This window comes from Marisediminitalea oceani, from assembly GCF_003731635.1.
In the GTDB taxonomy this organism is placed as follows: Bacteria; Pseudomonadota; Gammaproteobacteria; order Enterobacterales; family Alteromonadaceae; genus Alteromonas; species Alteromonas oceani.
The window spans coordinates 86,594-113,570 of sequence record NZ_RCUA01000014.1 but is presented as its reverse complement, the minus strand read 5'-3'; the positions used below and the strand labels follow the sequence as shown (position 1 = coordinate 113,570).

Here is a 26,977-nt window from a genome sequence, read left to right as displayed (position 1 = left end):
TTCACTTACAACTGCTCACTCAAACGGCGGATATCCAGATTTAATTTACGGTCATTCTCGCTATAATCTACCGGACAATCGATAATGTGCACACCAGGCTCGGCGATACACTGGCGCATCAGTGGCCCTAATTCCTCAGTAGCGGTTACCCGGTGACCTTTAGCCCCATAGCTTTGGGCATATGTCACAAAGTCAGGATTGCCGTAATCCAGGCCGAAGTTATCAAACTCCATATGTGCCTGTTTCCATTTGATCATACCATAGGCATCATCACGCAGGATCAGCACTACCAAATCCAGCTTGAGCCTTACTGCGGTTTCGATTTCCTGACTGTTCATCATAAAGCCGCCGTCGCCACAAACCGCCATTACTGGTTCATCGGGATTGACCAGTTTTGCAGCCATGGCCGAAGGCAGGCCAGCGCCCATAGACGCAAGAGCGTTGTCGAGTAACAGAGTATTGGGCGCGTAGGCGGGATAATTGCGGGCAAACCAGATTTTATAGATGCCATTATCAAGCGCTACCACACCGTGTTCAGGCATAACAGCGCGAACTTCACTAACCAGTCTTTCCGGCAGCACCGGAAATCTGTCATCACGGTCTGACTCCTGCCGATGCTCTACATAGGCATCATGCACATCTTTATAAAGATCACGTTTCCAGTGACCCTGCGGTGTTATACGCTCATTAATCTGCCAGACGCTGTTAGCAATATCGCCAACGACTTCCAGTTGTGGAAAATAAACCGGATCCACGGCCGCAGGCTCAAAGTTAATATGGATTACCTGCTTACCATTTTGATGCATAAAGAATGGTGGCTTCTCAACCACATCATGACCCACATTGATGATCAGGTCCGCCCGCTCAATTGCCTTGTGTACAAAATCACCATCAGATAACGCCGTATTGCCCACAAACAGAGGATCTGATTCATTTAATACGCCCTTCCCCATTTGCGTAGTCACAAATGGGATCCCGGTATGATCCACAAAGCGGCGCAACATTTTAGCCGTGAGTTTGCGGTTAGCGCCGGCACCAATCAGCAATAACGGCGCAGAAGCCTGCTCAATCATGGTTTTGGCTCGCTCTACCGCCTTCTCCTCAGCAACCGGGCGACGCGACTGGCTTTGCTTCAGCAGGGGTGCGGTAGTGGACTCCCGGGCAATATCTTCGGGAATTTCGATATGTGCTGCGCCGGGGCGTTCTTCAGCCGCGAGTCTGAAGGCTTCTCGAATCACCGAAGGAATGCGCTCACCACTGACAATTTGTGTGGTGTACTTGGTAATGGGCCGCATCATATCGACTACGTCAACGACCTGAAAACGCCCTTGCTTACTGGTTTTGATTGGCTTCTGGCCGGTAATCATCAGCATGGGCATAGCGCCAAGCTGTGCATAGGCAGCCGGCGTTACCAGGTTGGTAGCGCCGGGACCGAGCGTGGACAGGCAGACGCCCACCTTACCGGTGAGTCGACCGTAGGTTGCAGCCATAAACCCCGCACCTTGCTCATGTCGGGTAAGTACCAGCTTAATGGATGAATGGCGAAGTGACTCAAGTAAATCCAGGTTTTCTTCACCAGGTATGCCGAAGATATACTCGACGCCCTCGGCTTCCAGGGCTTGAACAAACAAATCTGCTGCTTTCATATTCCTTCTGCTTATTGGCTTAGAATACTAGTTGCTACGCAGACCACGAAAAATAGTTTAGTTCGACAATGAATCAGGGCGATTTACTGAGCGGCTTTCCAATTTTCCAACATGTCCTGGGTATGCTTATCGATGGCATCCTTGTTATTGCTGACCCAGTATTTTTCCATAACCCGCACATTGGCCTGGTTGGCTTTATAAAAGAAGTCCGCAATATCCCCGACCACCGGGATAAACCCCAAACCAAAGTCGAGCAGACAATTACGGATCATCACTTTAATCAGTCCCCTGGGGAGCCCCATCTGCTTACCAAGCTGCACGATCCGAAACGACACCACTAACATCAACACATCGCCCACACCGGGAATTAACCCTACGAGAGCGTCTAACCCGATGCGGAAATTAATCAGTGGAATTTTCACCGACGTATCCAGCAGGTTCGCCAGCTTTTGTGCTTTCAGTAACGGTTTTGGTGCCGTACCGGAGTAATCTTTCATCTTGGACATCCGTGCTTTTTGGCCAGTTGTGCACGCAGTTCAACGTCAGAGTCTGCCTGCCAGCCGTGCAGGTTTTCCTTTACGAGGTCGAACAGCATTGAGATATGCGCCGGTTCACTGTTGAGGGCCGGGATGTATTCATAGCGCTCGCCACCGGCATCCATAAAGTATTCGCGGTTCTCTTCGCCAATCTCTTCGATGGTTTCCAGACAGTCCGCGGAAAAGCCCGGACAAACCACCTGCACCGACTTTACGCCCTCTGCAGGCAGAGCCTTAAGCGTTTCATCAGTGTAGGGTTTTAACCATTCTTCGCGGCCAAACCGCGACTGAAAGGTCGTCATGTACTGGCTATTTTCAAGCCCTAGTTCCTCAGCTATCAGACGGGAGGTTTTAAGACACTCACAGTGATAAGGATCGCCGTTATCCAGATAACGGCGCGGCACACCATGATAGGACAATATCAGCTTCTCAGCCTGGCCGTTTATTTCCCAATGCTGACGTATCGTTTCGGCAACTGCCTTTATATAACCCGGGCGGTCATGATAATGGCTGACAAACCGGAAGTCCGGCAACCACCGGCGCTGTTGAAAATCGGCGGCGATAGCATCAAAGGTAGAGCCGACGGTTGAGGCGCTATATTGCGGGTAAAGCGGGACCACCAACAGTTTTCGCACCCCGGTACTGAGCATACGCTCAATCACTTTGCTAACCGCGGGTTCACCATAACGCATGGCAAAATCCACTATCACATCGTCACCAAACTCCCGCTCGCAGCGTTTAGCCAATGCTTCGGCCTGTGCTTTGGTATGCACCATCAATGGAGAACCCTGCTCAGACCATACCGAGGCGTAGGCCTCGGCTGACCGTTTTGGACGTATATTTAAAATAATGCCATTGAGAATAAACCACCAGATAAGACGTGGTACCTCTACCACCCGGGGATCAGATAAAAACTCTTTGAGGTACGGTTTCAGTGCACCTTTCGTCGGCGCCTGAGGGGTACCCAGGTTGGTAATTAAAACACCAATTTTATCTGCCTGATGATGGCTGAATCCCGCGTTACCGGTGTACTTCATAAATATTTAATCTCAATAGTAAAATAGTTAACTACTAATAATACGGCGCAACGACTAAATTGGACTGCTATGGCTGATAATAGGTGGGGGTTTCCCAGCCTACTGGCAGACCCAATACGAACACCCACAGATAAAACAGCAGTGTCCAGCCGACAATAAACACCATCGAATAAGGCAGCATCATGGCAATGAGTGTTCCCATACCGACATCTTTCTTGTACTTGGCCGCCATCGCCATGATCAATCCGAAGTAGCTCATCATCGGTGAAATCACATTAGTTACCGAGTCACCGATACGGTAAGCGGCCTGAATCACCTCCGGCGCATAGCCAAGCAGCATTAGCATTGGCACAAACACTGGTGCTGTGACGGCCCATTGCGCTGAGGCGCTACCCAGCGAAAGGTTTACCAGTCCACACATCAGAATAAATAACAGGAAGACTTCCGGGCCTTTCAAATCCAGCTGGATAAGCAGTGCAGCACCTTCAACAGCTAACACTGTGCCTAAATTGGTGTACTTGAAAAAGGCCACAAACTGGGCGGCAAAGAAAACCAGCGCAATATAAAGCCCCATACTGCTCATGCTGCGCGCCATGCCCTCGATGACATCACGGTCATTCTTCATAGTGCCGGCGACCTTGCCGTAAACGAACCCCGGGATAGCAAACATGACGAAAATTAATACCACTATTCCTTTCAGGAAGGGCGAACCTTTCAATCCGCCGGTTTCGGGGTTACGCAGCACACCATTTTCAGGTACCACAGCCAGTGCCACTAATATGCACAGTCCCAGAAATGCCAGCCCGGCCATTTTCATAGCTTTCATTTCCTGCGCGCTGGGCGATGCCATGGCTTTTTCGTCGAGCACCATAGTTGACTTCGACTCATCAAATTTGCCTAGTCGCGGCTCAACAATACGATCGGTGACAAAGAAACCCAACGCCGCGATAACAAACGTACTGGCAATCATAAAGAAGTGATTGGACTCTGCACCAACCACATAGTTTGGATCAATCATCTGCGCTGCAGGCGTTGTTATCCCGGCCAGTAACGGGTCGATGGTGCCTAAAAACAGGTTGGCACTGTAACCGGCAGACACGCCCGCAAAGGCAGCGGCAAGTCCCGCCAGAGGATGGCGCCCAAGAGAGTGGAATATCATCGCAGCCAGCGGAATAAGTACGACGTAGCCCAACTCTGAAGCCGTATTGGAGAGAATACCGCTCAACACCACAATAAAAGTAACCAACCGGCGTGGCGCATTCAGCACCAGGGCGCGCATGGCAGTAGATAACAGCCCGGAATGTTCCGCTACAGAAACGCCCAACAACGCCACCAGTACCGTCCCTAGCGGAGCAAAGCCGGTAAAGTTGGTCACTATGTGTGTCATGATCCAGTGCAGACCTTCCACGCTCATTAACGAAACCACTTCGATAGTGCCGGAGGCGGTTTGCGCGTCTTCTGGTCTTGGGTCGGCAACGGATACACCGAGCCAGCTTAAGAAGCCGCTCAGCAACACAATGAACACGGTTAAGATGGCAAACAACGTAACGGGATGAGGTAACAGGTTACCTAACCATTCAACCGTTGCTAAAAATCGGGAAAACCAGCCCTTATTATTGTCTGTCGTGGTAATACTTTTTTCTGTCAAAACGATTCCTCAGTCTTTCTTATTATTGCTGTAGTCATTGCCAACCTTGCAATGCAATGGAAGACGACTACAGTCCGGCAGTCCGTGACCGGAAGTTGGTCTATTGTGTCGGCTCTGAAGGCCATTATTTTTATAGCGGCAGTTTACCTTAAATCGGTGCCCTTTGGCAGAGTTGGCCACTTTTAGCAGCAAAATTTGCGCATAAAAAAACCGGCTGTAAAAGCCGGTTTCTAACTTAAATCGAATTATTTACTGACCTGAGCGCTTATTCATATAACGGAAGAAGTCGCTGTCCGGCTCAACCACCAGGATATCATCCTTGCTGTTGAAGCTGGCGCGGTAGGCATCCATACTGCGCAGGAAACCGTAAAACTCAGGGTTTTTCGAGTATGCTTCAGCGTAAATCTGCGCTGCTGTTGCATCACCTTCACCACGTAGTTGACGAGCATTACGTTCAGCATCTGCGAGCATTACAGTCACTTTGGCTTCGATATTCGCCTTAATAACTTCCGCCTGTTCCTGACCTTCTGAACGGTGTTCACGCGCTACAGCAGCACGCTCAGCACGCATGCGCTGGAAAATCGAGTTACTGACTTCAGTTGGTAGATTGATTTGTTTAACCCGCACATCAACTATTTCGATACCCAGCTCGTCAGATGAACTGGATGCCTGGATCATGGCTTGCTCCATCAGTTCGGTCCGCTCACCCGAGACAATCTGTGCAATGGTACGGCTACCAAACTCGGTACGCAGACCGTTGTTCACTTTCTGCTTTAACAGCGCTTCGGCCTGTAGTTTATTACCGCCGTTAGTCGACAGGTAGTAACGCGCAAAGTCTTTGATACGCCACTTCACATAGGAATCAACGATTAAGTCTTTTTTCTCTGATGTAACGAAACGATCCGGCGAATCATCCAGCGTTTGAATACGTGCGTCAAGCTGGCGTACCGAATCAATAAACGGCAGTTTAAAGTGCAGACCTGGTTCAAATACTCTGGTGTCGCCGGTATCGGCATCGCGTTGAACTTTACCAAACTGGATAACAATAGCGCGTTGTCCTTCGCGGACTACAAACAATGAGCCGGTCGCGAGCACCAGTAAGGTGATTAAAATTGCGATTATAAAATTTTTCATCAGTTCTTATCTCCCACCACGGCCGCTGTCACTGCGTAAACCGGAAGTTGATGAAGTCGAGCTACGCGTGTTGTTACCAGAGGAGTTGGCAACATTGTTCTGCAGACCTTCCAGCGTATTGCGCATGCGGTCCAGTGTAGAACTGCCGGAGCCCTGATTTTGCATTATTTTATCCAGCGGCAGGTACATAATGTTATTACCACCCTCACCACTGTCGACCATGATTTTGCTGGTGCTTGAGAACACCTGCTCCATGGTTTCCAGATAAATACGCTGACGAGTTACTTCTGGTGCTTTCTCGTATTGCGGCAGTAACTCTTCGAAGCGTGCCACTTCACCCTGTGCTTCCAGCGTTACACGCTCTTTGTAAGCCTGGGCTTCCTCGTTCATACGATTGACCTGACCTCGGGCACGCGGTTCTATCTCACGGGCATACGCCTCGGCTTCACGGATAAAGCGCTGCTGGTCTTCCTGGGCGGCAATGGCGTCATCAAACGCATCTTTCACCTGCTCTGGCGGTCGGGCATCCTTGAAGTTCATATCAACAATGGCTACGCCGATGTTGTAGGGTTCAAGTATACCTTCCAATTCTTCCCAGACACGCTGACGGGTCATTTCACGTCCATCGGTCAGCACATCATCCATGGTGGAATGACCCACTACGTAACGTATCGCACTATCCAAGGCCTGACTCAGACTCATTTCCGGACTGGTTACCGCAAACGTCCAGCGGTACGGGTCGACAACCCGGTACTGCACTTCCATTTGTACACTTACCACGTTTTCGTCTTCGGTCAGCATTGAACCTGAAGATGATTGATAGCGAATGGATTGCACATCGACCGGAATAACCGAGTCAACAAAGGTTGGTTTCCAACGCAGGCCTGGCTCGACCAGTGAATTATATTCACCGAACCGCAGCACAACACCGGATTCTGCTTCGCGGATGGTGTAGAAACCACTAACAAAATAAACGATCGCCAGCAAGCCAATCAGGAATGCCGCGCCGATGCCGCCCAGCTTTTTGCCTGAGCCGCCATCACCGCCGCCGCCCATTTTACCGAGCTTACCGAACAGGTTCTTAAACACATCATCCAAATCCGGGGGACCTTGATCTCGTCCTCCGCGATTTTTCCACGGGTCATTATTTTTATCACCCGGCTCATTCCAAGCCATGCTAGTACTCCGAAAATTTAATTATTTAATACTGAATTCTATTGTTTTTAGATTTCAAAATATATGAAACTGTCAAATCAGTGTTTTACTACAAACTCTGATAAACCATGATCCAAACGCTTTTCTAACCGGTTCCAATCGGCTGCCGGCATTCGCACATCAACCACCCAGTCCCCCTGAGCATCGTAGGATTGTTCGGATATACAATCCAGTTCGTACAGAACACCGCGCAAACGGCTCTGTGCCGGAGGGATTTTCAGGGTATAACTTACCATGCTCTGCGCCAGACAATCATTAATTGCCTCGAACAGCAGCTCAGTGCCCTGACCGGTTTTCGCAGACAGCCACACACGGATTGGCATGCCGTCCTCGTCCCGATCAATTTTAGGTTCAACTTCTTCCAACTGATCAATTTTATTGCAAATAATCAGCTGTTGAATTTCGCCGGCGTCAATTTCATCGAGCACCGTGTTCACCTCGTCCATGGTTTCCAGATAGTTGTTGGCAGAATAATCCACTACATGCAGCAACAGGTCTGCTTCCTGGGTTTCCTGCAACGTGGCTTTAAAGGCCGCTACCAGATCATGGGGGAGATGACGAATAAAACCAACCGTATCGGCCAGAATCACCGGGCCAACTTCCTTAAGATCGAGTTTACGCAGGGTCGGATCCAGTGTGGCAAACAACTGGTCGGCCGCATACACATCGGCATCAGTAATATGATTGAAAAGGGTGGATTTACCGGCGTTGGTATATCCGACAAGGGACATGGTGGGAATTTCTGCCCGCTTGCGCGAACGTCGACCTTGTTCCCGTTGCTTGGCGACCTTCTCCAGGCGGCGCAAAATCGTCTTGATTCGGCCACGCAATAAACGACGGTCAGTTTCGAGCTGGGTTTCACCCGGCCCACGCAAGCCAATCCCGCCTTTTTGACGCTCGAGGTGTGTCCAGCCCCGAATCAAACGCGTGGATATATGCCGTAACTGGGCGAGTTCAACCTGAAGCTTACCCTCGTGAGTCCGGGCACGCTGCGCAAAAATATCAAGAATAAGACCGGTGCGATCGATCACCCGGCACTTGCAGATTGCTTCGAGGTTTCGTTCCTGTGAAGGAGTCAGGGCATGGTTAAAGATCACCACATTGGCCTCATGGGCTTTCACAGCAGCAGCGATCTCTTCGGCTTTCCCCGATCCAACAAAGTATTTTGGATGAGGGGCGCCCCGGGACGTGGTTAGTACATCAACAGCATTAACGCCCGCCGATGAAACCAGTAATTCCAGCTCAGCCAAGTCTTCACGACTGTCTTCATCGGCAAAATTTACATGAACAAGTATAGCCTGTTCACCGGCTTCATAACGGTCAAACAAGCAGGTTACCTTTGTAATTACTCACTTTTGTTCTCAGAATCCCCTTGCGCGCTTGGCATCGTAATAGCTCGTGAAGGCACGACCGTTGAGATAGCATGCTTGTAAACCATCTGACTCACTGTGTTCTTTAACAGGATAACAAACTGGTCGAATGACTCTACCTGCCCCTGGAGTTTAATACCGTTAACTAAATAAATAGAAACCGGAATCCGCTCCTTCCGTAATGCGTTTAAAAACGGGTCTTGTAATGATTGCCCTTTAGCCATCTCAGATCCTTAATTTTTATTATTAAACCGACAACTCAAAAAAATTGTCCCAGCGCTAATTAAGTTTATATCACACTTGTCCAAACTAAAGTGTGACTTTTGCAGTAATTTTAGTCAAATTATCTTTAGCAAATGTGTCAAGCCAGGTTAAGTCAGGCCATCCTCGTAACCAGGTTAACTGTCTTTTCGCTAACTGCCTGGTTGCAATGATACCTTTATCACGCATTTCTGCATAGCTTAACTCGCCTTTAAGATACTGCCATACCTGACGATACCCCACAGCCCGGATTGCTGGCATGTCCTCATGAAGGTCACCGCGTTCGTACAACGCTTTCACTTCGTCCACCAATCCTTGCGCTAACATCAAATCAAACCTTTGTGCAATGCGATCATGTAACACGGCTCGCTCCTGTGGTGCAATCGCAAACTGGTCAATCTTGTACGGGCAACGATAAATTGCCTTTTGCTGCCAGTGGGTTAGTGATTTCCCCGAACTGCGATACACTTCCAGCGCCCTGGTCAGTCGTTGCGGATCATTCGGATGAATGCGCCCTGCACTGACCGGGTCGACCGTTTCAAGGTCGGCATGCATTGCCTGCCAGCCCCGCTCATTAGCTTCACTGAGAATCGCTTCACGAATCTCTTGGTCAGACTTAGGTAGGGGCGAAATACCATTTATCAAGGCATTAAAGTACATAATTGTACCGCCGACCAGAATCGGCAGCTTTCCACGGCCGTGAATTTCACTGATCAGACGTGTGGTGTCGGCCACAAAGTCTGCCACAGAGTACGCCTCTGTTGGCTCAATGATATCCACCAGCCAGTGTGGCGCAACGGCCATCTCCTCGGCCGTCGGCTTGGCCGTACCAATATTCATGTGTTTATAAACCAGTGCCGAGTCGACACTGATTATCTCAGCGGGTACCTGACTGGCCAGTTCCAGCGCCAATCCGGTCTTGCCGGATGCGGTCGGGCCCATTATCGATACCACCGGGCCGGTTTGATTACTCATTGTTTGTTGTTATCCAGTGAATAAGCTTTTGCTGCGCCACACCAAGGCCATATTGTTCAAGTATGTCAGCTTGCGCCGAAACCGCCAGCTGATCAAACCACTGCCACAAAGGCAATTGTTTAGTTTCCTGATTTTGCAGCGCCTCCGCTAACGCCAAATGGAGCGCTTCTTCCTGTTGTGGAGATGCTTCTACCAGTGCCGGAAATAGACCTGCCCAGGGAAGCTGACGCAGCCCGCCTGGCACTTTAAGCAGGCGCGATTTTCCGCCAGCACTACTAATTTCAAAGCCTTGCTCAGTTAAAAATGCCGCGCTTTGAGCAGCCAGAGTCTGACTGACGGCCACCGGCATCAACAACGGTTGAGCGACACTCGCCTGATTAAACTTATCAATTAACCAGGGTTTAATTAACTGTTGGGACTCCAGCAGCACACATTGGCCGGTTTGGACGTATAGCCTCGCCCCTGCTAATTCTACAAAGCGTAATGCGCTCCCTGCGTCATCTGCCTGCTCGGGAGCTGGCGTCATCAGTTGCTGATAATGCTGCTGATACTGACCACTTACCCGGCTGCCTGCAGGTGTATACGATGCACCGCGCCCTGCCGGATTACCTGTACTACCCGAACGCACCTGATGAGACGTTCCTCCGGCTGGCGGATTGTAATCATTGTCGCTACGTTGCACGAGAGGGCGAATGTAATCATGACTGGGCTGTGGTGGAGGCTCCTGCAACATGGCGTCCTGTGCTCCTGCACTGCTGCTTAGGGCATCGCAGATAGCCTTGCAGATAAAATCGTGCACCAGCCGACTTTGCTGAAACCTTACCTCGTGCTTTGCAGGGTGTACATTCACATCCACTTCTTTCGGGTCGATGGATAAGTACACCACAAACGCCGGTTGCTCAGGCAGTGCCAGTACTGATTCATAGGCCTGACGTAATGCGTGGAGAATAAGCTTATCGCGCATACCGCGCCCATTTACAAAGCTATACTGACAGTCATTGCTACTGCGCATCTGACTGGCATCGCCCAGCCAGGCCTCAAGCGTGATGGAATCGTACTCACACCGGGTGTGGATAGCATGTTGTAAAAACGCCTGGCCACAGACCTGCCCTACTCGTGAGGCGAGCTGATCCTCACCCACCGCGGTGAACCGCTTGGTTACCTTACCATTGTGACGCAGCATAAAAGCCACATCCGGGCGACTCAACGCAATGCGCTTGATGACGTCTTCAATATGCTGGTATTCGGTTTTTTCGGTGCGCAAGAACTTGCGCCGTGCCGGGGTGTTGTAAAAAATATCCGCCACGTCAATGGTAGTGCCGTCGGGATGAGCCGCGGGTTGTAGGCTTACCGCCATATCGCGGCCCTCGCAGTTTGCCTGCCATGCCTGCTCCTGCCCAGCCGGCTTCGAGGTTAGCGACAGGCGGCTGACAGACGAAATACTGGCCAGCGCCTCACCCCGAAACCCCAGTGACAAAATCTGCTCGAGGTCGTCGAGCGTTGCAATCTTACTGGTAGCGTGCCGCGACAAAGCCAGCTCCAGCTCGTCTTTAGCGATGCCTGTGCCGTTATCCCGCAATTTAATACGCTTATGACCACCTTTTTCGATATCGAGCTCAATACGCGTAGCACCGGCATCCAGGCTGTTTTCCACCAGCTCCTTTACGACTGAGGCGGGGCGTTCCACCACTTCACCGGCAGCAATCTGGTTTGCCAGTCGGGGCGGCAATAATTTAATGGGCAAAGAAAATCCTGTTAACGTTTTGCTTAGGTACTTGGAATAGTGAGCACCTGCCCGATGCGGACCATGTCACTATTGAGATTATTGGCGGCTTTAATGCTGCTGACTTTAACATTATAGCGTTGTGCCAGCAGGGATAAAGACTCCCCACTGCGTACTTTATGCGTGCGGGTTTCCGATTTTATCGAGGCCCAAAGCGTGCCATCCGGCGGTGTTTGTCGAAAATAGCGCTTAGTTGCCGCCAACAACGCATCTGCCAGTTGTTGGCGGTATTTGGACCAGTTGAGGTTTTTCTCTTCCTGCGGATTCGAAATAAACCCGACCTCGACCAGAATAGAAGGAATATCCGGTGCCGTAAGTACCGCAAAACTTGCCGCCTGAGGCGCACGTTTGTGCAGGCGTGTAATCCCTTTTAACTCACTGATGACTTTCTTACTCAGGTCGTAACTGGTCGACATGGAGTGGTCCATGGATAAACCCAGGATCGTTTCGGCCAGATAACGCTCTGATGCATTATCCGAGATGACTTCTGCCGCACCGCCGAGCAATTCTGAGTGGCGTTCGCTTTTTTCCAGCCAGCGACCCAGCTCACTGTCGGCACGACGCATAGACAGTACCCATACTGATGCCCCGCGGGGCTGAGGCTGACTAAACGCATCAGCGTGAATCGAAATCAGCAAATCCGCTTTATGCTTACGGGCTACTTCCGGACGACCATTGGGCGAGATGTAATAATCGCCACTGCGCGTCATTACCGCACGCATACCGGTTTCGGCGTTAATTCGGCTCTCGAGCATTTTAGCGATACTCAGAGTAATATTTTTTTCAAAGCTGCCAGCCGGGCCGATTGAGCCGGGATCCTTACCGCCATGACCGGCGTCAATTGCCACAATAATATCGCGGTCGCGACTGGATTGGTTCATATCCAGCACTACTCCCGGCTCACCGGTGGGCGCGGTGTCCACCAGATCAACTACCAGCCGGTGGCCTTTGTTTTCGGCCGGCGGAATAGCAAACAACGCGGTTTCCGCCTTGCGGTTTAATTCCAGTACGATGCGGGTAGATGAATTGTCTTTTGGTGTGGAGTATCTGACCCGTTTAAGCAGCGGCCCCTGCTTATCGATATCCAGCGACGTATCGCTTTTGGTTGCGGCCAGATCGATCACCAGCCGATCCGGATTACGAAGGGTAAAATAGGTAAACTCAGGGGAACTTTTGAGATCAAAAACCACCCGCGTACTGCCCTCAGAAGGCCATACACGCATATTGTTTATGTCGTTTGCAGCACTCACACTAAAGGTAAGTAAGCACAAACTTATTAATAGTAGTAATTTGTCGCGCAACATACTTAGCCCTGGTGTTGAATTATATTTATCAGGCCGTAAATTCCCCCGAAGAACGATCGGATCCAGCGCCAGGCTATATCCTTTTACACAGCTGCAAGGCAGCTCGCCCTATTAGCGAGATCGCCGCAATACTGAATCGTCTTCCAGACTTATCTGGTTCTATACTAATCACTAAATCCGCTGGTGCCAAGTTTTGACCACCATTTTGCGGCCACTCAATAAGACAAACGCGATTATCACCAAAATAATCGCGGATCCCCATAAACTCGAGCTCTTCAGGATCCGCCAGTCGGTACAGGTCGAAATGAAAGACTTCCAGGCCCGCCAGCGAATACGGTTCAACCAGCGTATAGGTAGGACTCTTAACATTGCCTGAATGACCAAGAGCCTGAATAAAATGACGGCTGAATGTGGTTTTACCGGCTCCCAGATCGCCTTGCAGATAAACCACTATTCCTTGCGGTAACTGCTGCTTTACCGCCTGCGCCAGATCAGTGGCCAGTTTCGCCGTATCCTGTTCAGTTGCCGCGTAAAACGCCCCTTGCGCTAATGCCATACCGATTACTACTACTCAATGATTACTGATTAACCAACGCCCGCAGTGACTCGAACAAATCACTGGCAAGCATCCCGCGCTGACCATACAGACGTGCTACCTCATCGCCGGCTTTGGCATGAATAGAAACGCCGTATTTGGTTGCAATATCCTTGCTAAGCCCCTGAGCCAGCAATGACCCAAGAATACCACTTAACACATCGCCCATACCAGCAGTGGCCATCCCCGGATTACCGTGCTGACATACCCAGGTCTGGGTTTCGTTATCGATAATCGAACCGGCGCCTTTGAGCACACAGGTAGCATGGAATTTCTGCGCACATTGTTTGGTACTGTTAAAGCGGTCGGCTTCCACTTCATCCACGCTGGTATTAAGTAGCCGCGCCGCTTCACCGGCATGGGGCGTAATAATGCAATCGGTGATGGTGTACGACAGTGCATGTTTGCTTAACAGATTCAATGCATCGGCATCGATCACCATGGGTTTAGGATGGGTCTGACAATGCTTCATAGCTTGTTCAAACGCTGCCAGCGCCCAGTCATCCTGACCAAGTCCCGGGCCAATTACCACGCAGGATGCCCAGTTAAGCGCATCCTGCAGGTTCTCATGAGACACCATCAGCTCTGGTCGGCCGGCACTGACCTGAATCGTTGAGGCCTCATGGCAGAATACTTTCACCAGCCCGGTGCCGCAGCGCAAAGCCGCTTCACTGGCCAGGCGTATAGCACCTGCGGTGCCGCGATTACCGCCGATGCACAACAACCTGCCATAGGTGCCTTTATGGCTGTGGATTTCTCGCGGAGCCATGCCCTGGAACTGTTCGATAGTCAGTAACGTGGCAGAGGAACGAGCTAGCTCAACAAAAGCTTTACCAATGCCCAGATCGTCGAACACTAATCGGCCACAGGATTGTTTACCAGCGCCGGTGGTTAACCCGGGTTTAATGCCAACAAAGGTAACGGTTACGTCGGCCTCAATGCAGCGTCCCAGCGACTGACCGGTGTTAGAATCAAGGCCGGAAGGCACATCAATACTCACCACCGGCTTATCGGCCTGATTAACCGCATCGATAATATCGGCAAACTCATTGCGGATATAACTGTTAATGCCGGTGCCTAACAGCGCATCAACGATAAGTTCACATTTATCCAGATGGGCCGCGGTAAAAGGCTCAATTTTGCCGCCGGCATCGAGCCATTTTTGCTGCGCCGTGCCAGCATCGCCCTCGAGAATACGGTGCGGTTCAACAGCACACAGCAAGACCTGCTTCCCGGCTTCTTTCGCATGTAACGCAGCAATGTAACCGTCGCCGGCGTTGTTGCCCTGGCCTACCAGTACTAAAAACACGTCGGTGTTGGGCAGTAACAACTGACACTGCTTAAATACCGCCTTACCGGCGCGCTGCATCAGCTCAAACATTTCCACACCGGACTGTTCAGCCGCGGTACGTTCATTTTCCCGAACCTGGTCGGCGCGATAGAGTTTATATGGTAAGCTGTCGAGCAGTTGAGTATCTAGCATGTGTACATGTCCACTTTACAATCGATAGATCTGGTCAATTTGGTAGACGATATCAAGGCTTGGGCCGTTGCGCTAGGCTTTCAGCAGGTTGGTATCAGTGATATTGATCTTAGTCAGCATGAATATGCCCTGCAACAGTGGCTGGATAACCAGTATCACGGCGAAATGGACTACATGGCCAGCCATGGAATGAAGCGGGCACGGCCGGCAGAATTGGTGCCGGGCACCGTTCGGGTAATCTCCGTAAGAATGGACTACCTCCCTCCTGATGCATCATTTGCCCGCCATCTTAAAGACGGCGACATTGCCTACATCTCCCGCTATGCCCTGGGCCGCGATTATCACAAGGTATTACGCAAAAAGCTCAAACAGCTTGGCGAGCAGATCAGTGAACGGCTGGCAGATACCCAGTACCGTCCGTTTGTGGATTCGGCACCGGTACTGGAACATGCCATAGCCGAAAAAGCCGGACTGGGCTGGACTGGCAAGCACTCTCTTACCCTGAATAAACAAGCTGGTTCGTGGTTTTTCCTTGGTGAGTTATTTATTAATCTGCCACTACCGGTAGATGAGCCGGTGGAAGAAAACTGTGGTACCTGCACCGCCTGTATGACCATGTGCCCCACCCAGGCCATCGTTGCGCCCTATCAGGTAGACGCCAGACGCTGCATTTCGTATCTGACCATAGAATATAACGGCGTTATCCCCGAGGAGTTACGAGCGGCCATGGGTAATCGTATTTACGGTTGCGATGATTGTCAGTTGGTTTGTCCGTGGAATCGCTATGCCCCGATCACGACAGAAAGTGATTTTCATCCCCGCCAGGTGTTGCACGGGCAATCACTACTGACCTTATTTAAGTGGGACGAAAATACTTTTTTGCAAAACACCGAAGGCTCGCCCATTCGTCGCATTGGTTATGCAAAATGGCAGCGAAATCTGTGCGTTGCTATCGGCAATGCACCGTATTCAGAAGATTATATTGCAGCGCTAAATGCCGCGAAAGATGAAGCCTGCGAGCTGGTTTCGCCCCATTTAGAGTGGGCGCTCGAGCAACAACTCCGTAAGCAGCAAGCGAGCAGTGACGAGAACCGCCAGTTAGCCAGGTTAACCCGAACTATTGAGAAAGGATTGCCGCGCGACGCATAACGTCACGCGGCAGGTTTACGCTTTTACTTGTGATACTGGGCGCTTAAGCGGTGTACTGCATCCACAAACACACCGGCGTGCTCAGGCGGCACGTCCAGGTGAATACCGTGACCAAGGTTGAAAACGTGGCCGGTTCCTTCACCAAAGCCAGCCAGAATATCGCCGACTTCCTGCTCGATACGCGCTGGTGGTGCATATAACATCGACGGGTCCATATTGCCTTGCAGGGCAACTTTGTCGCCAACCCGGGCTTTTGCCTCAGCAATATCGATGGTCCAGTCGAGACCTACTGCATCACAGCCGGTTGCTGCGATCGCTTCCAGCCACATGCCGCCGTTTTTAGTAAACAGCGTGACCGGAACGCGACGTCCTTCGCTCTCACGGGTTAAGCCTTCCACAATACGCTGCATATATTGTAGCGAGAATTCTTTGTAATCCCGTGGTGACAACACGCCGCCCCAGGTATCAAACACCATTACTGATTGTGCACCGGCGGCAATTTGTGCATTTAAGTAGCTGGTTACAGAGTCTGCCAGTTTGCCCAGCAGCGCGTGCAATACCTGCGGCTCAGCAAACGCCATTTTCTTAATTTTGGTAAATGCCTTGCTCGAACCACCTTCAACCATATAGGTTGCCAGTGTCCACGGACTGCCGGAAAAACCGATCAGCGGCACATCGCCTTTAAGCTCACGGCGAATGGTACGCACGGCGTTCATCACATACTGAAGCTCGCCTTCTGGATCAGGTACACCAATACGGTCGACATCGGCTTTACAGGTAATCGGGCGTTCAAAACGCGGACCTTCACCGGTTTCAAAATATAAGCCCAGTCCCATTGCGTCAGGAATGGTAAGAATATCCGAAAACAGGATAGCAGCGTCCAACGGGAAACGACGCAGTGGTTGCAAGGTTACTTCGCAAGCGAGTTCGGCGTTTTTACACAACGACATAAAGTCGCCGGCAACGGCGCGGGTGGCTTTATATTCTGGTAAATAACGACCAGCCTGACGCATCATCCATACCGGCGTTACGTCTACAGGTTGCTTGAGCAACGCACGCAGATAGCGGTCATTTTTTAAAGCTGGGCGCTCAAGGCTGCCATTGGTTTCTGCCATGGGGATCCCCGGAATCAATTACACTACAAAAAATTGGCGGCGAGTATAGCAAGATTTGGCGAATGATGCGTATAAATGAACAGCCTGATGAAAATTGCAGCGATTTACTTGATTTATCGCAAATGCTTTGCTACTACTAATAAGCATAAATACAGAAGCTCGCCAACGGGCCCTCAGCTAAACATACTCAAACCCCGCACTTTGCGGGGTTTTTTATTGCATTTTTACGGATTAAGGCGCCTGGCGAAGACGCTCAATTAATGCTTCGAGAATCTTGCCCGCAATCGACAGTTTAGGTGGCAGCATTGGCAGGTTATCAATGTGATACCAGTCTGCATCAACAATTTCTTTTTCATCAATAACAATATCGCCACTGTCATATTCGGCGATGTAACCCATCATCAGTGAATGCGGGAATGGCCATGCCTGGCTGCCAAAGTATTCCAGGTTTTTAATTTTAACTCCCACCTCTTCACCAACTTCCCGGTGCGTAGCCTGTTCGACACTTTCGCCGCTTTCAACAAAGCCGGCAATAATCGAATACATTTTGGGGTTACTGTGACGCACACCTCTGGCTAACAGAATTTCTTTACCGCGGTAAACCGCCACAATCGTGCACGGCGAAACACGCGGGTAGCAACGGTGCCCACACTGATGGCACTGTACTGCCATCTCCCAATCCACGGGCTGGGTAGGTGAGCCACAGCGGCCACAAAATCGATGCGTGCGCTGAAAGTGTACATATTGCCAGGCCCGGGACAGGGTTTCATAAGTTACCGGCGGCTCACTGGTCATTAATTCCCGTAAACCGGCATTGCGCCAACCGGCAGCACTGATATTCTCGGCACCCAGGTCGATTATATATAACGGATGAGAGAGCGGTAAGTCAGCGGCATGCAGGTGGTGAATCTGATCCTGATAATGATGCAAGAAAGGCAAATCTGACCAACTCATTAATGGCAGCAGTTCCCCTTCTTCAGGCACCAGCAACTGATCGCGATTGAAGATAAGCCAGTGACCCGGCTGCACTATGGAGTTTCCTGTAAACTTTAACATATCAGCTACCATTACGACGTTGAGTATATCCTAACACAGTGGCATTTAATTGAGCCAAGAAGCGCTGCCTTTTTACTTACTGCACAGTTAATTTCTATTATCCTTTAGATGGTTAAGTTGAATTATTTCCGACTGTCATTTGTGAGACTCTGAGGCAGTGTTATACTCAAATTAGATTGATGATAACCTCATGAGGAAGTTCAGAGTGTTAAATCAGGTAGAAATAGCCCGGCAACGCTGGGGCGGCGCGAATAAAACCATTGATAACTGGCTGGATGAACGCCGGCAGTTACTGATCCAGTATTGCCATTTAGCCGGGGTCAATTACCAATCAGCCAATACTCTGCCTGATGAAGCCGAGGTAAACGAATTTTGCGCATTGCTTATGGATTACCTGTCGGTAGGCCATTTTGAGGTATACGAAATGCTGGTGAGCGATGATGCCGATGGACAAGCCCTGAAGCAGGAGTTATTTCCGAAAATCAGCGCGACTACCGACCAGGCGCTGGATTTTAACGATCAATATGCCGAAGGCTTTAACGCACAGAATACCGGGGAGTTTGAAGTCGCCATTACTCAATTAGGGGAAGCCCTGGATGACCGCTTCGAATTGGAAGACAGGTTAATCCAGAGGATGCATGGCCTCGTCAACGACTCTGTCACCGGGTAGCAGTTAGCGTCCTGGTCCTTAAACAGTTATCATAATTTCTTATGCCACTAATTCGTATCAAAATTATTAAAATTCAGCATGAAAAATAGCACTATAATAAGTAAAGCAAGAGCCTACTGTGAGCAACGGGGAGCACGATTTACCCCACTAAGGGAAAAAGTGTATGAACTCATGCTGGAGAAGCACGGCCCCATGGGTGCCTACGAGCTGCTCGACGGCCTGAAAGAAACCGAGTCCAGCGCCAAACCGGCAACCGTATACCGGGCACTGGATTTTCTGCTCGACTTTGGCCTGATCCATCGTCTTGAGTCCACGAATGCGTTTGTGGCCTGTTATCATTTTGGTTGCCATCACCCGGTACAGTTTCTAATTTGCGACAGTTGTGGTGACGTCTCAGAGATACAGTCTGAAGGTTTGAAAGAAACCCTGGATAACCAGGCAAAACAACACGGCTTCAAAATTTCCAAGCAAACCATTGAAGCCCACGGCCTTTGTGCAGATTGTCAGGAGAGTGAGTCAACTACACTGGGAGAGGAACAACATGAATGCTGAGTTCGTAAACCCTTTTATCGGCGGTCTGCTAAACGTTTTAGAAACTATGGCTCAGACCACGCTAACCCCTGGTAAACCCAAGAAAAAAAGTGATGATGTGGCCCACGGCGACGTATCAGGATTAATTGGCATGGTAGGGCCCAATGTTAAAGGCTCAATGTCCATCACCTTCGATGAAGGGTTAATTCTGAGCATCATGCAAAACATGCTGGGCGAAGCGTCCAGTGAAATTGATGCAGAAGTTGCCGACATGGTAGGCGAAATTACCAACATGATTTGTGGTAACGCCAAGCGCGATCTGGCCGAGAAAGGTTATGAGTTTGGTATGGCTACGCCGGTTGTTGTCTCTGGAAAGCAACACAGCATAAGCCATCAGGTAGACGGACCGAAGATTATTTTGCCGTTTAACCACGATCTCGGAAAAGCGTACCTGGAAATCTGCTTTGATAAATAATTACTGGTACTCTGAAAAAATTACCCTACCACCTCACCCCAGAGGCTTTCATTTAATTACCGATTCAATCACCAGCGCGTTACCGCAGATTCGTGACGTTGAGGTGGGGTTGTTGCACCTTATGCTGCAACATACCAGCGCCAGTTTAACCATTAACGAAAATGCCGATCCCTCGGTAAGGAAAGATTTAGAATCCTTTTTTAATCATACAGTTAAAGAAAACACACCGTATTTCATTCATACTTACGAAGGGCCTGATGATATGCCCGCTCATATCAAAAGCAGCCTCATGGGATGTCAGTTAACCATCCCCGTACAACAAGGACGACTGGCGCTCGGAACCTGGCAAGGTATCATCCTCGGCGAACACCGCGACAGCGGGGGCTCACGCTCAATTATTGCTACTCTCCAGGGCCAGTCAGGCGTATAATTGTTAAACTATAGTTTAATGCTGGCACAGCTTTAGCATAGAGCTACAGGACACACTTTATTACCAACACAGGAAGTCAATAATGAAAAAATCAACTATTACTCTCGCACTCATTGCCGCAGGCTTAGTTTCTGCTCCGTCATTCGCTCAGGAATCAGAAGCGAAAGACTGGGCCGGTATCTATGGGCTCTACTACAGCACGGACGAAGGCAAACCAGAGCCGACCGGACAGCTGGATGATGGTTTTGGTCTGGGGGCTGAATACGGTTTCCGTTTCGATGAAAGCTGGGCTGCAAGAATTTCAGCTTCGTATCTTGATTTAGATGGTACCAATGGCGGCAGCGATGAAAGCGGCCCGATGTTGGGTGTTGATGCCATGTACTTCTTCCAGGACGACCTTTTCTATGTTTTCGGTGGTTTATACCATCAGGACGTCGGCGATGATTACCAAATGCTGGGTTACGGTATGGGTAAACATTGGGCCGTTAACGACGATGTTGCCGTTATCAGTGAAATTGCGGCCTACCGCGATCTGAGCGACAATTTATACGACTATAGCGTGAAGCTGGGTGTCTCTTACACTTTCGGCAGTACCTCAAGCTATTCAGAGCCAACGCCTGCGCCGATGACCACAGCAGCACCGGCTGACTCAGACTACGATGGCGTGGTGGATTCTCTGGACAAATGCCCTGGAACGCCTTCTGGTACTGTAGTAGACAGCATGGGCTGTAACGCGGATAAAGATGGTGACGGCGTTATTAACAGCCAGGACCAGTGCCCGAATACTCGTGCCGGTGTGGCCGTTGACGGGGTAGGCTGTGCAATTGAGCCCGACTCAGATAATGACGGTGTTATCGACAGTCAGGATGCTTGTCCGGATACGCCAGAAGGCGATAAGGTTCATCCTAACGGCTGTACCGTTTTCACCGATAAAGAAGTATCCATTGAGGTACGTATCCTGTTTGCTAACAACAGTGCCGACATTGAAGACACCAGCGATCCGCAAATCGTTGATCTGGCCGAGTTCCTGAGCCGTTACGGTAGCACTTCAGCTACTATTGAAGGCCACTCTTCAGCGCCAGGCGCCGCACCGTACAACAAAGACTTGTCTCTGCGCCGCGCTAATGCACTGAAATCAGTATTGGTGAACCAGTACGACATCGATGCAAGCCGTTTAGACACTGTGGGTTACGGTGAAGAGCGCCTGTTAGATACAGCTAACACCAAAGAAGCACACCACATTAACCGTCGTATTGAAGTTAAAGTAAGCGAGACTATCGAAGTCCCAGCTCAATAAGCTTTAACCTATCCGATGAGTAAAAAAACGCCTGCGATTGCAGGCGTTTTTGTTTGAGAAGCCCGTTATCGGATTGGAGGCAAACCCGCTTTAACCAGTTCTCGTAGTGTGCGGGTAGGATGCCCCAGTAACTGACTCAACGTTTTACTATCATCAAATAACGCCCCCTGAGCAGCTCCGGCATCTGAATCAGCCAGCATGTCTGCCAGAGGCGCCGGCAATCCGGCTTGTTGTAATGCAGCAGTGAACTCCGCGGGCGGCAAATCAATGTATGGGATAGTTTTACCGGCCTCCTCTCTAATGACACTGGCCAGCTGAGCCAGAGTATAACTCTCGTCGCCAGCCAATTCGTAGACCCTTCCGGCCTGAGGTTCACCGCTCAGTAATACCTTTGCAGCCGCTTCAGCATAGTCTTCACGAGCAGCAGAGCTGATAAGCCCTTCTTTGGCGCTGCCAATAAAGCCACCATTTTCGAGGGCTGGCGCTATACTTGCGAGATAGTTTTCGGTGTACCAGCCATTTCGCAGCAACACAAAATCTATACCACTTTGCTGCAGGTAGGATTCTGTTTCCTTATGCTCGGCTCCCAGCATTAAAGGCGAGTCATTTACTTTCAATAGGCTGGTGTAGGCTAGCAGGTTTACACCTGCGTGTTGCGCCGCGTCAATGACGTTTTGATGTTGTGGCAGGCGCTGTCCTACCTCACTGGAAGAAATTAACAGCAGTTTGTCTACCCCGGTAAGGGCTGTCTTTAAAGCTTCAGGTGATGAATAGTCCGCGGTACGAACCACAATCCCCTGCGCCTTCAGCTCTTTCGCTTTTTCCGGGTTGCGTACAATGGCCACAATTTGGCTGGCATCCCGCCCTTTCAGTAAATATTGAATCACAAGCCGGCCTAATTGGCCGGTAGCACCAGTCACAGCAATCATAAGATACTCCTTGGTTAGTCATTACGCTGGATTAGTGACTATTTTGCGCCCATACTTACCAAAAGAAAGTACACACCTTTTAGTAAGTATTAAATTTACTATTAATAACGGGATTTGAACGATGAATAACAGCGTAAAAAGCACCTCAGAGCCTACACTGACAGACAAATTTCAGCGAGGGAATGTGTTGGCCAGCGGTTGCCCTTCTCGTGGTGTATTACAAGATGTCACCAGCCGATGGGGAGTGCTGGTCTTATTTGCCCTCCTGCGGGGAACTCACCGTTTCAGCGAACTTCGTAAATCCATCACCGGAGTGAGTGAGAAAATGCTTTCTCAGACCCTTCACGCTCTGGAAGCTGATGGTTTTGTATTGCGCACCGCGCATCCTGTTATCCCGCCGCATGTAGACTACAGTCTGACAGAGTCCGGCCGCGAGGTAGCAAAGCGGGTTGAAGAGCTGGTGAACTGGATTGAAGTCAATATCAATCCAATTTTAAATGCGCGGGATAAGTATACTCAGCGTTATCGCTAATGGAGTTAAGTCACAGCCAGTTTTTGCTGGTACTTCGGTGCTAAATAGGTTTGTTCGCTGACAATTTTTTGCAGCTTCTCTGCTGCAAGCCACAGCTCCTCAAAACTAATATACAGCGGCGTAAAGCCAATTCTGAGCAGGTCTGGCGCTCTGAAGTCGGCGATCACGCCAGCATCAATCCAGGCCTGGCAAATCGCATAGGCGTGTTCATGCTGAAAGGCCAGCTGACTGCCCCTTTCTGTAGCTGCGTCTGGCGACACACAAGTAAAATCCTCATCCAGTCCGCAGGCTTTAAGGCACTCCAGAAAAAACTCGCCCATGGCCATGGATTTCTGTCTCACTTGCAGCATGTCTACGTTTGACCAAAGCTTAAGTGCCGCTTCCAGCACACTCATAGCTATTACTGCCGGCGTGCCGGAGAGGTTTTGCTTCACTCCGGCTACGGGCGTGTAAGCTGAGTCAAAGCTAAAAGGTGTGGCGTGCCCCATCCAGCCGCTAAGCGGTTGCTGAAAAGCGCTCTGATGACGCTCAGCCACATAAATAAATGCCGGTGCGCCAGGGCCGCCATTTAGGTATTTGTAGGTGCATCCTACGGCAAAATCCACTTTGCAGTCATCGAGCTTCACTGGCAGCGCGCCGGCAGAATGGGCCAGATCCCAGACCACCAGAATGCCCCTTGCATGAGCTAACTCAGTGATCCTCTGCATATCCAGCAATCGCCCGCTCCTGAAATTCACCTGGGTGAGTAACAGAATAGCGATACTTTCATCCAGTTGCGCTTCGATATCACTTTCCTCGCATAGCACCAGCTCGCAATTCGCCTCACCCAACTGTTGTTTAAGCCCCTCAATAACATAAATGTCGGTAGGGAAATTATCTGCTGTGGTTAGTACTTTGTTGCGCCCTGCCTGCATTCGTAGGGCACCGCTGAGCACCTTGAATAAGTTTACCGATATCGAGTCGCAGCAAATAACCTGTCCGGGAGCGGCGCCAATAACCGGCGCAATCAGCTCGCCACACTGGCGGGGCAAATCAATCCAGGCGTGTTTGTTCCAGCTGGTGATAAGGTCATCACCCCACTGCTGATTCACAACGTCGATAGCACGCTCTTTGGCTGCAACGGGTAAAGGCCCGAGTGAATTACCATCGAGATAAATGGTGTTCGCTGGAATATAGAACTGCTCGCGTAGTGGAGCGAGAATGTCTTGCTCATCGAGATTCTGTGCGATGGACAGCATCATTCAGCTCCCTCCAGTAATTGCTCCAGCAACAGCTGATAAGCCGGGGTCTGGCTGTGTAACCAGTCGAAGTGACCGGCCCCTTCGCTGATAATAACTTCACTGCCCGCCAGCTGACCCTGAGTAACTGGTACGATGGCATCGGCATCGCCCTGAAGCAGAATTACCGGCGCCTCGATACTCGCAACATTCGGTGTGGCAGCCGCATATGCCTCGGCGAGTTCATCTGGCATACCGTTAAAAAATTGCGGCGTCGCCGTCTGACAACTGTTAGCACCTTTGGCATAAGTAGCGGGATCGGTAATGGCAGCCAGGCCGATGACTTTTTCTATCGGGAACGTCACAGACTGCGCAGCCAGCAGGGCCAGATGCCCGCCTGCCGAGTGACCAGCCAGGTAAACCGGAACGTCACCCAGAGCTTTTTCATTCAGCCATTGTTTAACTGCCGGCAAGGCCTGTTGAATATCTGTTAGCGTGCCCGGCCAGCCGCCACCAGCATCACCTGTCCGGCGATACTCAATGGCAAAGGTAGCTACGCCTTGTTTTGCCAGCGCCGTGAACAGGCCCCGGGCATGGGTGTAATCATAAGCATTCAGCCAGCAACCACCATGGATAAAAATAAGTGCACTTTGGGTTTTGGACTGAGCCGGCCAATAGTAAATACGTTGCAGGTTACTGTCTGCGTAGGTGATGTTAGACGCCGCTATCTGATAGCGCTGACTCATCACTTCACCGTACGGCACATTCTTAGGCTTTTCCGCTGAACGTTGCGGGCTTGTCTGACATGCCTGTAGAACCACCAGTGCCGTCAGCAGGCTAATTATTCTTATCATAAATGGCTTCTCTTCTGCTCTGTATTTGATTCTCACGGTACCCCCTGGCTTTTCGCGGGGATTAAGCGGTCATCAGAGTAGCGGCTAATGCAGACGTGTGCAATATACGTGGTCAGTGGAAGCGTGGCGCAGTAAGCGAGCAAATAACAGATCAAAGCTTACACGTGGCCACTGCTGATAGTTCTTCAAATAGCTAAGGCGTTCTGCGACAGGCTTTAATGTCCTGACGTTTAATACTCGTCAGGTACAGCTGGACCGGCGTAATTATCGAAGCGCGAGAACTGGCCCTGGAAGGTCAGGCGACAAGTTCCGATAGGACCGTTACGCTGCTTACCGATGATGATTTCGGCCACGCCTTTATCTTCACTGTTTTCGTGATACACCTCGTCACGATAAATGAACATGATCAAGTCGGCATCCTGCTCAATCGAGCCCGATTCCCGCAGATCCGAGTTAACCGGGCGTTTATCGGCCCGTTGTTCCAGGCTCCGGTTTAGCTGTGAAAGCGCAATTACCGGGATGTTGAGCTCTTTAGCCAGCGCTTTAAGAGAGCGTGAAATCTCCGCAATTTCCAGCGTACGGTTATCACTTAAGGAAGGCACCCGCATAAGTTGCAGGTAATCCACCATGATCATGCTCAGTCCGCCCCGTTCCCGGGCCAGCTTTCTGGCGCGGCTACGCACGTCCATTGGCGTCAGACCAGAGGAGTCATCCACATAGATATTGTCTTTTTCTTTGAGCATCGCCATGGTGTTTGAAATACGCGCCCAGTCCTCGTCATCGAGCTGTGCGGTACGGATCTTGGTTTGATCCACCCGGCTGAGTGATGCCAGCATACGCATCATGATCTGTTCCGATGGCATCTCTAAACTGAATACCAGTACCGGTTTGTCTTCCGCCAGCATGGCATTTTCTGCCAGGTTCATAGCAAAGGTGGTTTTACCCATTGAAGGACGAGCGGCAACGATAATCAGATCGGAAGGCTGCATACCACTGGTTTTTTTATCCAGATCGGAAAACCCGGTAGTCACCCCGGTTACTTCCCGGTTGTCTTTGATCAGTGCTTCAAGACGGTCGATGGTTTTACCCAGCACCGACTCGATGCTCTGAGGCCCTTCAGAGGCCCCGGTGCGCCGTTCAGCAATCTCAAACACTTTGCTCTCGGCCATATCCAGAATATCAGCGCTGTCGCGGCCTTCCGGATTGTAACCAACTTCGGCGATTTCGTTAGCTACACCAATCAACTCCCGGGTAATAGCCCGCTCACGGATAATCTTCGCATAGGCGGTGACGTTGGCAGAACTTGGCGTGTTGCGGGCCAGTTCTCCTAAATAGGCAAAGCCACCTGCGTCTTCGAGCTGGTCGTTATTTTCAAGTAATTCAGATACGGTAATCAGGTCAACCGGCTGACTCTGCGCCAGCAAATCAAGGATCGCCTTAAACACGATTTGATGGGAGCGGTTATAAAACTCGGCATCTGTTACCAGTTCAGACACCTTATCCCAGGATTCCGGATCGATAAGCATACTGCCCAGCACGGCCTGCTCAGCTTCAATGCTGTGCGGCGGCACCTTGAGTTTTTCTACGCTTTTATCGGAACTGGCCGGAACAACTTTCACCTGACGATATACCTGAATAATTTGCAAGGAGGTTATTATGCGATATTTAGCGCCTGCTTGCATCGTTTGTTAAGGGAAAATGATCCTTTATCATGGCGAAGCCTATATACTAAAGT

26 protein-coding genes are annotated in these 26,977 nt (G+C 50.4%); 7 read left to right on the top strand and 19 right to left on the bottom strand.

Annotation, left to right across the window (positions count from 1 at the left end; translation table 11 throughout):
- Positions 1-5 precede the first annotated feature (5 nt).
- From D9T21_RS04715 to D9T21_RS04655, 13 genes are all read right to left on the bottom strand, one after another.
- Positions 6-1,646: an acetolactate synthase large subunit gene (locus D9T21_RS04715; protein WP_123323952.1), complete on the bottom strand. Its 1,641-nt coding sequence runs from the start codon at positions 1,644-1,646 to the stop codon at positions 6-8.
- A gap of 83 nt (positions 1,647-1,729) precedes the next feature.
- Positions 1,730-2,143: a DUF4112 domain-containing protein gene (locus D9T21_RS04710; protein ID WP_105935162.1), complete on the bottom strand. Its 414-nt coding sequence runs from the start codon at positions 2,141-2,143 to the stop codon at positions 1,730-1,732.
- Positions 2,140-3,219, bottom strand: coding sequence for a ferrochelatase (gene hemH, locus D9T21_RS04705; RefSeq protein WP_105935161.1), 1,080 nt, complete (start codon positions 3,217-3,219; stop codon positions 2,140-2,142). Before hemH ends, D9T21_RS04710 begins: the two co-directional genes overlap by 4 nt.
- Before the next feature lie 67 nt (positions 3,220-3,286).
- A complete protein-coding gene (locus D9T21_RS04700; protein ID WP_241155624.1) occupies positions 3,287-4,867 on the bottom strand; it encodes an AbgT family transporter in 1,581 nt (526 codons plus the stop codon).
- A 249-nt stretch (positions 4,868-5,116) separates the two neighbouring features.
- Positions 5,117-6,001 (bottom strand): protease modulator HflC, encoded by an 885-nt coding sequence (gene hflC / locus D9T21_RS04695; RefSeq protein ID WP_123323950.1) that lies wholly within the window; start codon positions 5,999-6,001, stop codon positions 5,117-5,119.
- Between the two features lie 6 nt (positions 6,002-6,007).
- Positions 6,008-7,177 (bottom strand): FtsH protease activity modulator HflK, encoded by a 1,170-nt coding sequence (hflK, locus tag D9T21_RS04690; RefSeq protein WP_123323949.1) that lies wholly within the window; start codon positions 7,175-7,177, stop codon positions 6,008-6,010.
- 77 nt (positions 7,178-7,254) lie between these two features.
- Positions 7,255-8,544 carry a ribosome rescue GTPase HflX gene (gene hflX, locus D9T21_RS04685; protein ID WP_123323948.1) on the bottom strand — a complete coding sequence of 430 codons (1,290 nt, stop codon included), beginning with the start codon at positions 8,542-8,544 and terminating at the stop codon, positions 7,255-7,257.
- Between the two features lie 17 nt (positions 8,545-8,561).
- On the bottom strand, positions 8,562-8,810 hold the full coding sequence (gene hfq / locus D9T21_RS04680) for an RNA chaperone Hfq (RefSeq protein ID WP_105935156.1): 249 nt from the start codon (positions 8,808-8,810) through the stop codon (positions 8,562-8,564).
- Positions 8,811-8,895: 85 nt separating this feature from the next.
- Entirely contained in the window at positions 8,896-9,822 is a 927-nt protein-coding gene (miaA, locus tag D9T21_RS04675; protein ID WP_123323947.1) for a tRNA (adenosine(37)-N6)-dimethylallyltransferase MiaA, read from the bottom strand.
- Positions 9,815-11,566 (bottom strand): DNA mismatch repair endonuclease MutL, encoded by a 1,752-nt coding sequence (gene mutL, locus D9T21_RS04670; protein WP_123323946.1) that lies wholly within the window; start codon positions 11,564-11,566, stop codon positions 9,815-9,817. Before mutL ends, miaA begins: the two co-directional genes overlap by 8 nt.
- 23 nt (positions 11,567-11,589) lie before the next feature.
- Complete coding sequence (locus D9T21_RS04665; protein WP_123323945.1) at positions 11,590-12,909, bottom strand: N-acetylmuramoyl-L-alanine amidase; 1,320 nt, start codon at positions 12,907-12,909, stop codon at positions 11,590-11,592.
- A 73-nt stretch (positions 12,910-12,982) separates the two neighbouring features.
- Positions 12,983-13,465 carry a tRNA (adenosine(37)-N6)-threonylcarbamoyltransferase complex ATPase subunit type 1 TsaE gene (tsaE, locus tag D9T21_RS04660; RefSeq protein ID WP_123323944.1) on the bottom strand — a complete coding sequence of 161 codons (483 nt, stop codon included), beginning with the start codon at positions 13,463-13,465 and terminating at the stop codon, positions 12,983-12,985.
- A 22-nt stretch (positions 13,466-13,487) separates the two neighbouring features.
- The gene (locus tag D9T21_RS04655; RefSeq protein WP_123323943.1) at positions 13,488-14,987 is read right to left on the bottom strand and encodes an NAD(P)H-hydrate dehydratase; all 1,500 of its coding nucleotides are present in this window, start codon (positions 14,985-14,987) and stop codon (positions 13,488-13,490) included.
- Between the two features lie 6 nt (positions 14,988-14,993).
- On the opposite strand from D9T21_RS04655, the gene queG reads away from it, so the two are divergent.
- A complete protein-coding gene (gene queG / locus D9T21_RS04650) occupies positions 14,994-16,136 on the top strand; it encodes a tRNA epoxyqueuosine(34) reductase QueG (protein ID WP_123323942.1) in 1,143 nt (380 codons plus the stop codon).
- Between the two features lie 23 nt (positions 16,137-16,159).
- Here the strand turns inward: queG and hemE are convergent, their stop codons facing one another.
- Positions 16,160-17,251 (bottom strand): uroporphyrinogen decarboxylase, encoded by a 1,092-nt coding sequence (gene hemE, locus D9T21_RS04645; RefSeq protein ID WP_123323941.1) that lies wholly within the window; start codon positions 17,249-17,251, stop codon positions 16,160-16,162.
- Between the two features lie 231 nt (positions 17,252-17,482).
- On the bottom strand, positions 17,483-18,307 hold the full coding sequence (gene nudC, locus D9T21_RS04640) for an NAD(+) diphosphatase (RefSeq protein WP_123324008.1): 825 nt from the start codon (positions 18,305-18,307) through the stop codon (positions 17,483-17,485).
- A 205-nt stretch (positions 18,308-18,512) separates the two neighbouring features.
- Here nudC and rsd point away from each other — a divergent pair, with 205 nt between their 5' ends.
- The 5 genes from rsd to D9T21_RS04615 all read left to right on the top strand — a co-directional run bounded on the left by rsd (position 18,513) and on the right by D9T21_RS04615 (position 21,710).
- On the top strand, positions 18,513-18,977 hold the full coding sequence (gene rsd, locus D9T21_RS04635; protein ID WP_123323940.1) for a sigma D regulator: 465 nt from the start codon (positions 18,513-18,515) through the stop codon (positions 18,975-18,977).
- A gap of 78 nt (positions 18,978-19,055) precedes the next feature.
- Positions 19,056-19,529, top strand: a complete 474-nt coding sequence (locus D9T21_RS04630; protein ID WP_105935147.1) for a transcriptional repressor — start codon at positions 19,056-19,058, stop codon at positions 19,527-19,529.
- Positions 19,519-19,983: a chemotaxis protein CheX gene (locus D9T21_RS04625; protein ID WP_123323939.1), complete on the top strand. Its 465-nt coding sequence runs from the start codon at positions 19,519-19,521 to the stop codon at positions 19,981-19,983. Before D9T21_RS04630 ends, D9T21_RS04625 begins: the two co-directional genes overlap by 11 nt.
- Positions 19,973-20,413, top strand: coding sequence for a secondary thiamine-phosphate synthase enzyme YjbQ (locus D9T21_RS04620; RefSeq protein WP_123323938.1), 441 nt, complete (start codon positions 19,973-19,975; stop codon positions 20,411-20,413). Before D9T21_RS04625 ends, D9T21_RS04620 begins: the two co-directional genes overlap by 11 nt.
- Positions 20,414-20,495: 82 nt before the next feature.
- On the top strand, positions 20,496-21,710 hold the full coding sequence (locus D9T21_RS04615; RefSeq protein WP_123323937.1) for an OmpA family protein: 1,215 nt from the start codon (positions 20,496-20,498) through the stop codon (positions 21,708-21,710).
- A gap of 65 nt (positions 21,711-21,775) precedes the next feature.
- Here D9T21_RS04615 and D9T21_RS04610 read toward each other — a convergent pair whose 3' ends face one another.
- Positions 21,776-22,639 carry an SDR family oxidoreductase gene (locus tag D9T21_RS04610; RefSeq protein ID WP_123323936.1) on the bottom strand — a complete coding sequence of 288 codons (864 nt, stop codon included), beginning with the start codon at positions 22,637-22,639 and terminating at the stop codon, positions 21,776-21,778.
- 121 nt (positions 22,640-22,760) lie between these two features.
- Between D9T21_RS04610 and D9T21_RS04605 the strand changes: the two genes are divergently transcribed.
- Positions 22,761-23,171, top strand: a complete 411-nt coding sequence (locus D9T21_RS04605; RefSeq protein WP_123323935.1) for a winged helix-turn-helix transcriptional regulator — start codon at positions 22,761-22,763, stop codon at positions 23,169-23,171.
- Positions 23,172-23,176: 5 nt separating this feature from the next.
- Here D9T21_RS04605 and kynU read toward each other — a convergent pair whose 3' ends face one another.
- From kynU to dnaB, 3 genes are all read right to left on the bottom strand, one after another.
- Entirely contained in the window at positions 23,177-24,412 is a 1,236-nt protein-coding gene (gene kynU, locus D9T21_RS04600; RefSeq protein ID WP_377907622.1) for a kynureninase, read from the bottom strand.
- Positions 24,409-25,242, bottom strand: coding sequence for an alpha/beta hydrolase family protein (locus tag D9T21_RS04595; RefSeq protein WP_164464574.1), 834 nt, complete (start codon positions 25,240-25,242; stop codon positions 24,409-24,411). The genes kynU and D9T21_RS04595 overlap by 4 nt, the downstream gene beginning before the upstream one ends.
- Before the next feature lie 230 nt (positions 25,243-25,472).
- The gene (dnaB, locus tag D9T21_RS04590; protein ID WP_105935178.1) at positions 25,473-26,861 is read right to left on the bottom strand and encodes a replicative DNA helicase; all 1,389 of its coding nucleotides are present in this window, start codon (positions 26,859-26,861) and stop codon (positions 25,473-25,475) included.
- Positions 26,862-26,977 lie beyond the last annotated feature (116 nt).

Coding starts and splice junctions, on each gene's coding strand:
- D9T21_RS04715 (WP_123323952.1), bottom strand. CDS start 1,646: ATGAAAGCAGCAGATTTGTTTGTTCAAGCCCTGGAAGCCGAGGGCGTC.
- D9T21_RS04710 (WP_105935162.1), bottom strand. CDS start 2,143: ATGAAAGATTACTCCGGTACGGCACCAAAACCGTTACTGAAAGCACAA.
- hemH (WP_105935161.1), bottom strand. CDS start 3,219: ATGAAGTACACCGGTAACGCGGGATTCAGCCATCATCAGGCAGATAAA.
- hflC (WP_123323950.1), bottom strand. CDS start 6,001: ATGAAAAATTTTATAATCGCAATTTTAATCACCTTACTGGTGCTCGCG.
- hflK (WP_123323949.1), bottom strand. CDS start 7,177: ATGGCTTGGAATGAGCCGGGTGATAAAAATAATGACCCGTGGAAAAAT.
- hfq (WP_105935156.1), bottom strand. CDS start 8,810: ATGGCTAAAGGGCAATCATTACAAGACCCGTTTTTAAACGCATTACGG.
- miaA (WP_123323947.1), bottom strand. CDS start 9,822: ATGAGTAATCAAACCGGCCCGGTGGTATCGATAATGGGCCCGACCGCA.
- D9T21_RS04665 (WP_123323945.1), bottom strand. CDS start 12,909: ATGTTGCGCGACAAATTACTACTATTAATAAGTTTGTGCTTACTTACC.
- tsaE (WP_123323944.1), bottom strand. CDS start 13,465: ATGGCATTAGCGCAAGGGGCGTTTTACGCGGCAACTGAACAGGATACG.
- D9T21_RS04655 (WP_123323943.1), bottom strand. CDS start 14,987: ATGCTAGATACTCAACTGCTCGACAGCTTACCATATAAACTCTATCGC.
- queG (WP_123323942.1), top strand. CDS start 14,994: ATGTCCACTTTACAATCGATAGATCTGGTCAATTTGGTAGACGATATC.
- hemE (WP_123323941.1), bottom strand. CDS start 17,251: ATGGCAGAAACCAATGGCAGCCTTGAGCGCCCAGCTTTAAAAAATGAC.
- nudC (WP_123324008.1), bottom strand. CDS start 18,307: ATGTTAAAGTTTACAGGAAACTCCATAGTGCAGCCGGGTCACTGGCTT.
- D9T21_RS04630 (WP_105935147.1), top strand. CDS start 19,056: ATGAAAAATAGCACTATAATAAGTAAAGCAAGAGCCTACTGTGAGCAA.
- D9T21_RS04625 (WP_123323939.1), top strand. CDS start 19,519: ATGAATGCTGAGTTCGTAAACCCTTTTATCGGCGGTCTGCTAAACGTT.
- D9T21_RS04615 (WP_123323937.1), top strand. CDS start 20,496: ATGAAAAAATCAACTATTACTCTCGCACTCATTGCCGCAGGCTTAGTT.
- D9T21_RS04610 (WP_123323936.1), bottom strand. CDS start 22,639: ATGATTGCTGTGACTGGTGCTACCGGCCAATTAGGCCGGCTTGTGATT.
- D9T21_RS04605 (WP_123323935.1), top strand. CDS start 22,761: ATGAATAACAGCGTAAAAAGCACCTCAGAGCCTACACTGACAGACAAA.
- kynU (WP_377907622.1), bottom strand. CDS start 24,412: ATGATGCTGTCCATCGCACAGAATCTCGATGAGCAAGACATTCTCGCT.
- D9T21_RS04595 (WP_164464574.1), bottom strand. CDS start 25,242: ATGATAAGAATAATTAGCCTGCTGACGGCACTGGTGGTTCTACAGGCA.